Source organism: Rhizobium sp. O111, assembly GCF_055616315.1.
In genome coordinates this window covers 825,549-838,573 of the sequence record NZ_JBSHXL010000002.1, presented here as the reverse complement: position 1 = coordinate 838,573, position 13,025 = coordinate 825,549, and the positions used below count along the sequence as shown (strand labels likewise).

Sequence of the window (13,025 nt, the reverse complement as noted above, 5' to 3'; positions counted from 1 at the left end):
ACAGAGCCATGCTACAACATTCGACAATCCCCCTGATGCGCGCCTGGAACAGCTGGTCCACCCGGCCCGCGGAAATGGTCTTCTTGCCGCTTGGCGTGCGGATCACCCCGGTTCTCTATTCGACCCGCAGCAAGACGACCTCCGCGATCGAGCCGCGGCGAGACACGGTACGCCTTGGCCGTCACGCCATCGACGGCTCGCTGATCGAGCTGGAAACCGATCTCAGCGGGACGACGGTCGCCTTTTCGACGACGAAGACCGATCCTTTCGCCATCCGGGGCAGCTGGAACGGCAAGGTCTCCGCCGAATGGGGGCTGCGGTTCTGGCTGACATTGGCGATCTCCGCCGATGGCGGTGAGGTCGCGATCCATGACGCAGGCCGTAACGTCACGCTCCTGAAGGTCGGTACGCGCTTCGTGGCGGTCGTGACCGCCGAGGCGCCGGTCCATGTGACCGGGCACGACAGCATCGACGCGTTGCGGGCGGACTTCGAAGCGAATGGCTACTTCTATACCGCGACACGAAAGAACGAGGCGCCCGTCATAGCCTTGCGTTTCAATCTCGAAATGATGCGCGAGGGCGCATATGCGGCGGGCGTTGCCGACAGTGCCGAACTGGCAATCGCCAAGGCGCAGGTCTGCCTTGCGGCCGGGGCGCCGGCGGAACTCTCCGACGCCCAGACAGGCGTGTTCGAGGGTGCGCTTGACGCGATGCGCGATGTCGTTGCCTGGAACACCATCTGGGACGAAACCAATGCGCGTTCCTACACCGCGGTAACGCGCATCTGGAACCTCGGAAAATTCGCGGTCTGGTTCAACGACCAGATTTTCGCGGCTCTGCTCGCCGGCGTGTTCGATGCTGATCTGGCGCGTGAGAACATGGCGACCGCCATGGCCAGCGCCACCCCGCAGGGCAATATCGCCTGCATCGTCACCTCCAACGACGCCTGGGTTGATCGAACCCAGTTGCCGTTCGGCGCGCTCGTCGCTTGGCAGCTTTATCAGCGCACCGGCGAACGATCGATGATCCAGGCGAATTATGATGCGCTCGCGCGCAATCGGCGCTGGTGGCAGGACAATCGCGATCCCGATGGCTTCGGTCTGCTGTCGTGCGGCACGTCCGATGTAGGCGAAGGTCTGTATAAGGGAACAGCGTTCGCGGCCCGCAACGAAACCGGGATGGACAATTCCGCTACCCACGACGAGGCCATCTACGATCCCGTCACCCGTACGCTGTCGACATTCGATCTGGGCTTGAATTGCGCGGCAACGCTCGACGCGGAAATGCTGTCGAAAATGGCCACGGTGCTTGGCAAGCATGATGACGCGCGCGAATTCGCGGCGCTGGCTGAACGCCAGCGGAAGCAGATCTCCGAGACGCTTTGGGACGAGGCGCGCGGCATCTTCGCTAATCGCCAACGCCACGGCGGCTTCGTCCGCTCGCTGTCGCCGACCAGCTTCTACCCGCTACTGTGCGGCGCTGCGACACCGGAGCAGGCCGCGCGTCTGCTCGAGCATCTGAGCGACGAGAATACGTTCGGTGGCGATTTCGTGCTGCCGAATGCGACGCGCGACGATCCGGCCTTCTCCGACAACGTTTACTGGCGTGGCCGTATCTGGCCGAATGTCAATTACATGGTCTGGCTTGGCCTGCGGCGCTACGGCTTTATGGCGGAAGCGAGCAAGCTCGCCAGCCAGAGCTACGACCTCTTCATGAAATCCTGGCGCACGGATCGCATCGCCGCCGAAAACTATAACGCCGTAACGGGCGAGGCGATGGATCAGGGCGATACCGATCCCTTCTACATCTGGGCGGCAATGCTTCCCTTGATGGCGGCGGGCGAAATCGTCGATTTCGATCCATGGACAGGCTTCACTGTTCGCAACGCCGGCCGCGATCTGGCCGTAGGGCCAATGGTCTCTCCGGCGGGAACGCTGGAATTGCGGGGCGAGGCTGGCCAGTTGTCCATGACGCTCAATGGTCACGCAATGTTGCGGACGGACTTGCAAACGACGCTCTCGCGCATCGTGATGAGCGATGGGCGGCTGTCCTGCACCGTCTCGCCTGTTGCTGCAGCCGGCTACATCGATCTGCCGGGTCTGGAGCCAGGCAATGTCCTTGCAGTCCGTCTGGGCGGCCAAGATGTCGGTTATCTTGCAAGCGCTGATGGGCTGCGCCTCACGATTGCGGAGAGCGACGATGAGCGCCGGCTCGACGTCTATTTTTCCGCCACGAACGCAGGCTGACGCAAGGTAGCGCTTGACACTTGTCAAATCGTCATTAATAGTTTGTGTGCAAATAAAAAAATAGAAGACTGATTGCTAAAATCAGAGGGTTGAACTGAAGGTCTGCTGACAATCGATTGATTGAAGCGGACCACTATTGAAACTGGGTGCTTTTGTGTCGATTGTATAGCGATGTGTCGCCTTCTGGCGGCGCAGGCCTCTGCTCGGCCTGAAGTCATGCGGTTCGAGAATTCGGCCTTCCCTGATTATAGTTTGTACACAAACGGTTTGATGTGCGTTCAGCACGTCTTCTGTTTTCGGCTCTGCCGATCCGTCGAGGTCGCTGACGCAGTCACGATCGTCCATAACCGTGTATGTTCCAGAGGGGTGCCACAATGACTGAACTCACCAGACGCAACACGATGAAGCTGATGTCCGCAGCGCTTGTCGCCGGCGTTAGTTTCTCCAGCCTGCCGCGCAGGGCTTTTTCGGCCGGCACCATCACAGTTCTGAATTGGCAGGGCTATGGCACGGACGAAGCCTGGTCCGTGAAGGCTTTCACCGAGAAGACCGGCATCACAGTCGTTCACGACTACTACAGCTCGGAATCGGAAATGCTGACCAAGATGCGCACCAATCCGGGCGCATATGATCTCGTCGTTCTCAACGCCGCGCGCTGCGCCCAGGCGGTCGCCGAAGACCTGCTGCAGCCGATCGATTTCAGCAAGGTTCCGAATGTCGCGACCGTTGACGAGAGCCTCCGTTCCAACGCGAATTTCAACAAGGACGGCAAGGGTTATGCTGTTCCTTGGGTTTGGGGCATGACCTCGCTCGCCATTCGTGAAGGCATGCCGGTTCCGGATAGCTATGCCGCTCTGGCGGACCCTGCCTACAAGGGCCGCGTCGCGATGGACGACGATGCCATCATCAACGTTGGTGTGGGCGCGCTGATGAGCGGCCAGGATATCAACGACCCGAAGGACCTTTCCGCGGTGACGGCCGCGCTGAAGTCGATCAAGCCGAACGTCAAGCTTCTGTGGTCCACCGAGGATCAGTGGAACAAGTCGTTCGCGGCCAAGGAATTCGACCTCTCCCTGTTCTGGTCGGGTGGTTCGGTGCGCTCCAAGCGCAACTCGAAGCTTCCCGTTCAGTTCGTCGTCCCCAAGGAAGGCGGCATCGGCTGGGTGGATGGCCTCGGCATCCCGGCATCTGCTCCGAACGTCGAAGGCGCACTCGCTTTCGCGAACTGGATGATCGATCCCACCTTCTATGTCGAGTGGGCAACCAAGGTCGGCGCACCGGCTTCGTCCAACTCGGCCGCTCTCGAGGCGCTGCCGGCGGATGACTTGAGCCGCCAGGTACACAAGCCTGAATACCTAAAGACCATGGGCATCGTTTCGGGCATTCCGGATGATCGCCGGGAAGCCTTCAACAACGTATGGCAGGAAGTGAAAGCCTTCTATGCCCAGTAATCAAGCGACATTGGCGTCAGAGCGCGGACCTTCGGGTCCGCGCAGTCGGGGCGCACTCCCGTCTTGGGTTTCGGCGACCGCCTTGCTTCTTCCGACCTATGGTTGGTTGACGCTTGCAGTCTTCCTGCCGCTGCTGACAATGCTGGTGTTCAGCTTCATGTCGGCGACACCGATGGGCAAGGCCCCGATCGTCTTTACGCTGAAGCAGTACCGCGCGTTTATCGATCAGCCTTATCTGGTCGGTATCGGCATAACATCGCTGCTCATCGGCTTCTGGACGACGCTGTTTTGCGCTGTTCTCGGGTTCCTGGCAGCCGTGGCGCTTGTTCGCTCGACGTTCGGCAAGACGCGCGAGATGCTGCTGATCCTTATTCTTCTGCCATTCTGGACCAATGGCCTGGTGCGCGTCTTTTCGTGGACGATGGTGCTCCGGGAAAACGGCTTCCTCGACAATCTGCTGCACATGATCGCACCCGATGTCGGTTCCATCGGCTTTCTCTACACACGATATGCCATCGTGGTCGGTCTGGTGCACGGCTATCTGCCGTACATGATCCTGACCTGCTACATCGCGCTGGTCGCGATCGACGACGCGATCATCGAGGCCGCTGCAAGCCTTGGCGCGCGCTGGTGGACCATCCTGTTCAAGATTCTGGTGCCGCTCGCCGCTCCCGGCCTGATTTCCGGCTCCGTTCTGATCTTCATCCCGGTCATTGGCTCGTTCATGGAGCCGCGCATCCTTGGTGGTCGTGTCGGGGTGACCATGGGCACGGTCATCGAGGACCAGTTCACGCAGGCCTTCAATTGGCCGCTGGGCGCCTCGCTCTCCTTCACACTGCTTGCCGTCGTGCTTGCAATCTTCGCAACCTTCTCCGGCGTTCTGCGCCGTGGCACGACAGCTTGAGGAGAAGATCATGAAACCGCTTGGACGTGTCTATCTCATCGCGATCCTGATCTTCCTCTACACGCCCATTCTCGTGATGATGGCGATGGGCTTCAACGCATCGCCGCTTTACGAACTGCCGTTCAGCTTCTCGCTGCAATGGTACCAGGCGCTGTGGAACAACTCCGTGCTCCTGACAGCGGGGCTGAACAGCATCATCATCGCCTCGATCACTGCCGTCCTGGCGACAGCGCTCGGCACCATGGCCTCGGTGGCGCTGTCGCGGCGGACGTTTCGCGGCAAGAGCTTCCTGCAGCTGATGCTGCTGCCGCCGATCGCCATTCCTTGGCTGATCACCGGCACCGCGATGCTGATCTTCTTCTACTGGAGCGGTATCGGGCGCGGCATGCACGCGCTGCTGATCGGCCACGTCGCGCTTGCGATCCCCTACGTGGTACTGGTCGTCGGCACGGGTTTCCGGACGATCCGCGCGGACCTGGAAGAAGCGGCGATGAGCCTTGGCTCGACACCGGTTCATGCGTTCTTCTCGGTGACCCTGCCGCTGCTCTATCCGAGTATCCTTGGCGCCGCGCTGTTCGCGTTCGCCGTGTCGCTTGACCAGTTCGTTATCTCGTACTTCCTCGCCACGCCCGGCTACACCACGCTGCCGGTGCAGATCTACTCCTCGATCCGCAAGGGCTTCACCCCTGAAATCAACGCGATCTCGACCGTTCTCCTGCTCGGTTCGATGACGATCATCCTGATTTTTGCGCGCTTCGCCAAGCCCGGAGACACCCGTGACAAACGTTAAAGTCAATTCCGTCGCCAAGACCTACGGCACCACGCCGGTCCTGTCCGATATCAGCACCGAATTCCCGGAAGGTTCGTTCACCAGCCTTCTCGGCCCATCCGGCTCCGGCAAGACCACGCTGCTGCGCATCATCGCGGGCTTCATCAAGCCGGATCAGGGCGTCGTGACGATCGGCAACAATGACGTTACCGACATCCCCGTCTGGGGCCGCAACATCGGCATGATGTTCCAGTCCTACGCGCTGTTCCCGCACATGACGATTGCCCAGAACGTGGCCTTCGGCCTCGAGCGCCGCGGCATCAAGGGTGCTGCCGCCCGCAAGGAGGTCGAACGCGCTCTCGAGATGGTGCGTCTGCCCGGCTTTGGCGATCGCACGCCCAAGCAGCTGTCCGGTGGCCAGCAGCAGCGCGTAGCGCTCGCCCGCGCCATCGTCATCAAGCCCAGCGTGCTTCTGCTTGACGAGCCGCTGTCTGCGCTCGACCGCCGCCTTCGCCAGGAGATGCAGGTCGAACTGCTGCGCATCCAGCGCGAGAGCGGTCTGACGACGATCTTCGTGACCCACGATCAGGAAGAAGCGCTGACGCTGTCCGACAAGGTGGCCATTCTTGACAAGGGCCGCATCGTCCAGATCGGCGATCCGGAAACCGTCTACGAACGGCCGCTGACGCGCTTCGCGGCGGAATTCCTCGGCGACTCGAACTTCCTCTCGGGTACCGTCGAGAACGGCGCCGTGCGCCTTGCCGATGGCACGGTGGTGAAGACGACCGGAACGCTGCCCTCCAGCGGCTCGAACGTGACGCTCGCGGTTCGCCCGGAAAAAATGTCCATCGTGTCCGGCCCGGCAGACGGCAACAGCCTGACGGCGCGGATCACGACGGTCATCTATGCAGGTCCGGTGCTTTCCTATCTGCTTGAGGGCCCCGGTGGTCTGCCACTGAAGTTGTTCGCGCAGAATCGCGACGGCAAGGTCCTGAGCGATGGCGACACCGTTACGCTGAGCTGGGGTCCGGAACATACCGTTCCGGTGGCGGACTGATCATGGCGTCCGCGCCGCTTTCTCAGAACGCACTGCACGTCGTCATCGACATGCAACGCCTGTTTGCCGAAGAGACGGCGTGGCATACGCCGGCGATAGCAGGCATTCTTCCAAACGTGGTCGCGCTCAGCCAAGCGCGACCGGCAGAGACCCTCTTTGCCCGCTTCGTCGTTCCGCGGAACGCCGATGAGGCCAAGGGGCGCTGGAAGGATTACTACCGCCGTTGGTCGTCGGTGACGCTCGATGAACTCGATGTCGGCATGCTGGATCTCGTCGCACCGCTTGCGGCGATCGCCCGCCCTGGCTCCATCGTCGATAAGGAAACCTACTCGATCTTTGGATCGCCGGCTTTCGCCGAGCGCTTGCAGGGATCGGATATCGATACGCTGATTTTCTCCGGCGTCGAGACCGATGTTTGCGTCTACGCCAGCGTTCTTGATGCTGTGGATGCCGGCTATCGGGTCATTCTGGCTAAGGATGCGCTGGCAAGCGGCGACATGAAGGCGCACGCCATGGTCATCGATATCCTGGCGGCGAGGCTTACCGAGCAGATTGAAATCTTGTCGACAGAAACCATCCTGAATTTGTGGTGAAGCCGAATTCGGCAGCGTGATTGCTGGTCATCACCATGGCGAGGCAGATTTGAGAGATCCCATGGACGTCCCGTTCAAAGACAAGGTTGCAAGAAAGAGAGCAACCGCGCGCGATGCCGACGGCCAGCAGGCCCAGTATGCGCTTGGCGAGCAGATCGGCTTCTATCTCCGGCAGGCGAACCAGCGTCACGTGGCGATCTTTGCAAGCCTGATGGCGGAAAAGCTGACCACCACCCAGTGGGCGGCACTGGTGAGGCTCAAGGATCTCCAGCCCTGTTCGCAGGGCAATCTCGGCCGCGAGACCGCCATGGACATGGCGACCATCAAGGGCGTCGTCGATCGCCTTGTGAAGCGCGGGCTGGTCCACACCGCACCCGACGCGACCGATGCGCGGCGGCTGGTGCTGACCCTGACGCTGGATGGCGAGGCTATGGTCGATCGCAACCTGGCGGTCGCGCTGCAGATTTCGCAGGAAACGCTGAGCACCCTGACGCTTGCCGAGCGGATGATGCTGATGGAACTCCTTCAGAAAATCTGCTGATTACCATCTGAGCGGCAATATCGGAGAGCACGAATGTTCAACCCCAGCGACGACGAGATCCGGTCGCTTGTCGACCAGATGACGGTTGCCGACAAGGTCGATCTCTTAAGTGGACGCGGCTTGTGGAAGACGGCGGCCATCGAAAGACTGGGTATACCCTCGATCGTGATGACCGACGGCGCCCACGGCGTCCGTTACTCGACGACCCAGATCGATGCCGGCGACAGCGACGAGGATAGTCTTCAAGCGTTTCTCGACGTCGTCGGCCAACAGGGCGATGGATCTGGCGGCATGTTCGGCACGACCCGCCCGGCAACCTGTTTCCCGAACGGCAACCTGCTTGGCTGTTCGTGGGATGTCGACCTGGCCTATCGCATGGGCGCCGCATTGGCGGCCGAGTGCCAGGATTTCGGCGTTCACCTGCTGCTTGGCCCCGGCATCAACATCCGCCGCACCCCGCTCGCGGGCCGGGCCTACGAGTATTACTCCGAAGATCCTGTCATCAGCGGCGATATCGCGGCGGCGGTCATCTCGGGGCTGCAGGACAATGGTGTCGGTTCCTCGCTGAAGCACTTTGCCTGCAACAATTCCGAGATCGAACGAACGACCACCAGCTCGGATGTCGATGAGCGGGCCTTGCGCGAAATCTACCTGGCTGGCTTCGAGCGCGCGATCGAAAGGAGCACGCCGTGGACCGTGATGAGCGCCTACAATCCGCTGAACGGCGTCCAGGCCGCCGAACATCCCTGGCTGCTCACATCGGTGCTGCGCGAGGAGTGGGGCTATGAAGGTCTGGTCATGTCCGACTGGCATGCGATCAAGGATCGTGGCGCGGCGCTCGATGCCGGCACCGATCTCGACATGCCGGAAAGCCGACCGCGCAAGACGCGCCTGCTTGCGGCGATCGAAGCCGGGGATATCAAACCCGAGGTGATCGATGCGGCCTGCGCGAGGGTTCTGTCATTGGTCGCCCAATGCAAGACGCACGAGCGGCGCGGCGTCACGGCGGACCTTGAGGCTCACCACGCATTGGCGCGCGACATCGCGGCGGAATCGATCGTATTGCTGCGCAATGAAGGCGCGGCGCTGCCTCTTGATCCCGCTCGATTGGGCAGCCTGCTCATCGTTGGTGATGGCGCACTCACTCCCGTTATCCAGGGATCGGGTTCCGCCACCACCAATCCCTATCGCGTTGATAGCCCATTCAGCCAGATCTCCGCGCGGGCGGGGCAGGGCTTCACGGTGCGACACCTGCCTTTCTCTTCATCCGCGCATGAGGACTTGTCGGCTTCGATTGGCGTGATCGTCGATGCAGCGTCAGACGCCGATGCCATCGTGGTGTTTGCCGAAAACGAGCCAAGCCTGAACGGGGAAGGCAACGATCGGCACTCGCTGAAGCTTGCCCCGAGCCATTACGCTCTCATCGCGGCCCTTTCGGCGACAGGTCGCAAGCTCATCGTCGTGCTTTCCATGCCTGATACGGTGGAGATGCCCTGGATCGAGGATGTCGATGCCGTGCTGGCCGGCTTCTACGCTGGGCAGGGCGGTGGCGAAGGCCTCGCCCGCATCCTGTTCGGCGAGCAGAACCCTTGCGGCAAGCTCTCAGCCAGCATGCCAGCTCGCATGCAGGACATTCCGGGATGGCATACCTATCCGGGCGAACGTGGCCGTCATCTCTATAGCGAAGGCATTTTCGTCGGTTATCGGTTCTATGATCTGAAGGCGATTGCGCCGGCATTCCCCTTCGGACATGGGCTCAGCTACACCTCGTTCGTCTATGAGACGATAGAGATCGATCAGGACGAGATTGCCGCGGATACGGCCTGCACCGTGCGCGTCACTGTCCGCAACAGCGGCCCGATCGCCGGCAAGGAAGTGGTCCAGCTTTATGTGCGTCCGCATGCGCCGGGCCTGAGACGGCCGGTCCGCGAACTCAAGGCCTTCAGCAAGCTGGATCTGCAGCCGGGCGAAGCGAAGACGGTGTGCTTCCAGCTGACGTCACGCGATTTCCGCTATTTCGACACGGCGCGCTCGGCCTGGGTTCTCGATGCCGAAGCCTTCGAGATCGAGGCAGCGGCCTCGTCGCGCGACATCCGGCTGTCCAAGATCGTGCCGTGCCGGCCACAAGCCGCCGCGCTGCCCGTCATCCTGCCCAATTCTCCCACCGCGATCGTCTTCTCTCATCCGAAGGCGGAGCCGGCCCTTGTCGATTTCATGATTGCGGCGCTTTCGATCTCTGAGATCGAGGCGACAGCCCTTCTCGGCAAGACTAAGGGGTCTTTCCTCGGCTTTTACGACACGCTGAGCTGGTATGTCGGCGATAGCGTCAAGGAGAGTGATATCGCTCGGGTCTTCGCGCGTTTGAACGACGACGATGGCGATATTCCGCCGGGCTGAGACCTGGCTAAAGGCGCGCCATGGCGCGGTCATGCAGAAATTGGTAAGCAAGCCGGGCAACCGATAGGACGATGCCATGACCGCCAGCCCGACTTTCCGCCATCCTGTTCCAGCCGATGCGGTCCGCTGCTTCGAGATCGAAACGGCCGCCTACGAAGGTGACGAGGCGGCGACGTTGGAGAAGATTGCCACACGCATTGCGCAATATCCTGAAGGATTTTTGATCCTCGAGGCGGAAGGTGGGATCGCGGGCTTTATCAACAGTGGTTGCGCATTCGAAGTCGTGATGTCCGACGAGGCGTTCAAGGAACTGGTCGGTCACGATCCAGCGGCGCCGAACGTCGTCATCATGTCGGTGGTCATTGATCCGGCTGAGCAGGGTAAGGGCTATTCTAAGCTGCTCATGCAACGTTTCATCCGGGACATGCGGGAAGCGGGTAAGAAGAGCATTCATCTGATGTGCAAAGAGCAGTATGTGGCCCTCTATGCGAAAATGGACTACCGCTACACGCAGCCATCCGCATCAGACCACGGTGGCATGGCCTGGCACGAAATGGTCATGGATCTGTGAGCCGAGTGCGCCGAAAGGCTCTCAGCTCAGTGCAGGCCGCCCACACCCAGTAACCGCTCGACGGCGTCGTGGTCTTGAGCCAGCGCGTGTGGCGTACCGCTCCATGCCAATCTGCCACGCTCGAGGATGATCACCTGATCAGCGAATTCCAGCGCGCTCTGGATGCGCTGCTCGACGAGGAGGATGGTCATGTCGCCCGTCCTCGCGAGTTCGGCGAAAGCGGACATCAGTTCCTCGCAGATGACGGGCGCCAGGCCCTCCAGCGGCTCGTCCAGCAACAGCACCGAGGGGCGGCCGAGAATGGAGCGGGCTGTCGAGAGCATCTGCTGTTCTCCGCCGGACAGCTGGTTGCCGAGATTGCGGCGGCGCTCCCTGAGGCGCGGAAACATCTGGTAGGCTTCTTCGATCGCCGTCTTTGGGCGCCCTTTGAGGCCAACGAAGAGGTTTTCCTCGACCGTTAGCGTCGGGAAGATGCAGCGTGCCTGCGGCACATAACCCAATCCCTGGTGCGCCCGCGCCGCACTCGGTATCGCCGTGACATCGGTGGAACCGAGCCTGATGCGACCATCGTAGCGCTTCGTCTGTCCGGCGAGCGTTGCAAGCAGCGTGGTCTTGCCCATGCCGTTACGGCCGAGTACCGCAAGCCGCGCGCCGGCAGGAACCGAGAAGGATACATGTTCGAGAACGCGCGTCGGGCCGTATCCGGCCGACAGGTTTTCGACCTCAAGCGACGTTGCTGGCATTGGCATAGCTCCCGAGATAGGCTTCGCGCACGCGGGCGTCCTTGGTGACATCGGCGGGCGAACCGTCGAAAATGATGGCGCCAGCGGCGAGCACGATGACGCGCTTGGCGAAGCGGAAGACGAGGTCCATATCGTGCTCGATCATCAGCACGGCCAGATCGGCGGGCAGGTCAGCTAGGGCCTGTTCGATGCGCCCGGTATCGCTCTGCGGTACGCCGGCGGCCGGCTCGTCGAGCAGAAGCACCTTCGGTTTCAGCGCCATGGCGACGGCGATCTCCAGCAGCCGCTGCTGGCCGTAGGCGATCTCGTTGACCTTGCGGTGCATCAGGGTCTGGAGCCCCAGCGTTTGCAGCATGCCGGTCACCTCGTCCATGACACCAGGCATCGACAGGAAGTTGCCGAACATGCGGCCCGTCCGTCCGTCTCGCTGCAGGATGGCGAGCGCGACATGCTCGGCCGGCGTCATATCCTGAAAGAGCCGGGTGACCTGGAACGAGCGGACCAGCCCGCGCTTGACGCGACCGGCGGCGTCCACCCGCGTCACGGTCTCGCCGCCCATCCGGACATCGCCGGAATCGGGCGCCAGATTGCCGGTTACCAGATTGACGAAGGTGGTCTTGCCGGCGCCGTTCGGCCCGATGAGCGCGACGCGGTCGCCGGGATGCATCGCGATCGACACGTCGTTGGTGACGGCCAGGCCGCCGAAGGATTTCTTCAGGTTGGCGACTTCGAAGACCGCGCTCATTCGGCGGCCTCCTTGCGTCGCGAAACGAGGGCTGCGGCCGTGCCGTAGATGCCCTTCGGCGCGAAGAGAACGACGAGGATCAACAGCGCGCCGATCATGGTCAGCCAATGGAAGGGATTGGCGGCCGAGACATAATCCTCGAAAAGCATGAAGATGACGGTTCCCGAGAGAGCCCCGAACAGCGAGCCGGTGCCGCCGAGCACGAGCATGACGAGGCTCTCGGCCGAAAGCGTGAAGGACAGGCTGTCGAGGCCGACGACCTGCGTCGAGATCGCGGCCAGCGCCCCGCCGACCCCGGCGACCGCGCCCGATATGACATACATCTTCATCAGCGCCGCCTTCGGCGATGCGCCCATCGCCTTGATGCGCAGCGGGTCTTCCTTGATGCCGCGGCAGAGCATGCCGAAGGGAGAGCGCACCAGCAGGCGCAGCAAAACGAAAACGACGAGCAGCAGCACGACGCCGAAGACATAGGCCGTATGCCCATAGAGATCGAACTCGAAATAGCCGAGCAGGGGATCGGTGGAGATGCCGGAGAGGCCGTCGCTGCCGCCCGTCCAGGACGAGGCCTTGTTGGCCAATTCGTGGAAGAGGTTGATCAGCGCGATCGACAGCACCAGCTGCGGCAGCCCATGGGCGCGCAGAATGATCGCGCCGCAGACCAGCCCCGCAACCGCGCCGCCGCCGATGCCCGCCAGCGTCATCAGCAGCGGATCGGTGATGCCATAGTGAGCGGACACGATCCCCGCGGCATAGGCGCCGCTGCCGAAAAGGGCAGCATGGCCGAGCGTTGCAACGCCGCAATAGCCGGTGACGAGGTCGAGCGACAGGACCAGCAGCGCAATGGCGATGATGCGCGTCAAGAGCGCCAGGTTGTCGGGAAACAAGAGGTAGCCGATGCCTGCAAGGACGACGATCGCGGCGATGCCCGCGAGATCGCGCCCGGCGGAGCGGTGGCTTCGGACAGTGGCAGTTGTGTCGGTGTCGGTATTCATGGCGAGCGTCATC

12 protein-coding genes are annotated in these 13,025 nt (G+C 61.9%); 9 read left to right on the top strand and 3 right to left on the bottom strand.

Translation table 11 applies throughout. From position 1 onward, the window contains the following. Positions 1-8 precede the first annotated feature (8 nt). From ACVTFQ_RS23420 to ACVTFQ_RS23380, 9 genes are all read left to right on the top strand, one after another. Positions 9-2,246, top strand: coding sequence for an MGH1-like glycoside hydrolase domain-containing protein (locus tag ACVTFQ_RS23420; protein WP_113176966.1), 2,238 nt, complete (start codon positions 9-11; stop codon positions 2,244-2,246). Between the two features lie 374 nt (positions 2,247-2,620). Then, on the top strand, positions 2,621-3,697 hold the full coding sequence (locus ACVTFQ_RS23415; RefSeq protein ID WP_113177056.1) for an ABC transporter substrate-binding protein: 1,077 nt from the start codon (positions 2,621-2,623) through the stop codon (positions 3,695-3,697). Further along, positions 3,687-4,601 carry an ABC transporter permease gene (locus tag ACVTFQ_RS23410; protein WP_112435501.1) on the top strand — a complete coding sequence of 305 codons (915 nt, stop codon included), beginning with the start codon at positions 3,687-3,689 and terminating at the stop codon, positions 4,599-4,601. Before ACVTFQ_RS23415 ends, ACVTFQ_RS23410 begins: the two co-directional genes overlap by 11 nt. Before the next feature lie 10 nt (positions 4,602-4,611). Continuing rightward, the gene (locus ACVTFQ_RS23405) at positions 4,612-5,391 is read left to right on the top strand and encodes an ABC transporter permease (RefSeq protein WP_047514160.1); all 780 of its coding nucleotides are present in this window, start codon (positions 4,612-4,614) and stop codon (positions 5,389-5,391) included. Beyond that, positions 5,378-6,427, top strand: coding sequence for an ABC transporter ATP-binding protein (locus tag ACVTFQ_RS23400; RefSeq protein ID WP_047514163.1), 1,050 nt, complete (start codon positions 5,378-5,380; stop codon positions 6,425-6,427). The genes ACVTFQ_RS23405 and ACVTFQ_RS23400 overlap by 14 nt, the downstream gene beginning before the upstream one ends. 2 nt (positions 6,428-6,429) lie before the next feature. Further along, complete coding sequence (locus tag ACVTFQ_RS23395) at positions 6,430-7,020, top strand: cysteine hydrolase family protein (RefSeq protein ID WP_113176965.1); 591 nt, start codon at positions 6,430-6,432, stop codon at positions 7,018-7,020. Between the two features lie 61 nt (positions 7,021-7,081). Then, a complete protein-coding gene (locus ACVTFQ_RS23390) occupies positions 7,082-7,561 on the top strand; it encodes a MarR family winged helix-turn-helix transcriptional regulator (protein ID WP_112435498.1) in 480 nt (159 codons plus the stop codon). 33 nt (positions 7,562-7,594) lie between these two features. Beyond that, entirely contained in the window at positions 7,595-9,958 is a 2,364-nt protein-coding gene (locus ACVTFQ_RS23385; protein ID WP_113176964.1) for a glycoside hydrolase family 3 C-terminal domain-containing protein, read from the top strand. Between the two features lie 76 nt (positions 9,959-10,034). Next, positions 10,035-10,529, top strand: a complete 495-nt coding sequence (locus ACVTFQ_RS23380) for a GNAT family N-acetyltransferase (RefSeq protein WP_112435496.1) — start codon at positions 10,035-10,037, stop codon at positions 10,527-10,529. 26 nt (positions 10,530-10,555) lie between these two features. On the opposite strand, the gene ACVTFQ_RS23375 is transcribed toward ACVTFQ_RS23380, so the two are convergent. Genes ACVTFQ_RS23375 through ACVTFQ_RS23365 form a run of 3 tightly spaced genes read right to left on the bottom strand, consistent with a single transcriptional unit; the run spans position 10,556 to position 13,024 of the window. Next, on the bottom strand, positions 10,556-11,272 hold the full coding sequence (locus ACVTFQ_RS23375) for an ABC transporter ATP-binding protein (protein WP_113176963.1): 717 nt from the start codon (positions 11,270-11,272) through the stop codon (positions 10,556-10,558). Further along, the gene (locus ACVTFQ_RS23370; RefSeq protein ID WP_112435494.1) at positions 11,253-12,017 is read right to left on the bottom strand and encodes an ABC transporter ATP-binding protein; all 765 of its coding nucleotides are present in this window, start codon (positions 12,015-12,017) and stop codon (positions 11,253-11,255) included. Before ACVTFQ_RS23370 ends, ACVTFQ_RS23375 begins: the two co-directional genes overlap by 20 nt. Next, on the bottom strand, positions 12,014-13,024 hold the full coding sequence (locus ACVTFQ_RS23365; protein WP_470424021.1) for a branched-chain amino acid ABC transporter permease: 1,011 nt from the start codon (positions 13,022-13,024) through the stop codon (positions 12,014-12,016). Before ACVTFQ_RS23365 ends, ACVTFQ_RS23370 begins: the two co-directional genes overlap by 4 nt. Between the last annotated feature and the right edge of the window lies 1 nt (position 13,025).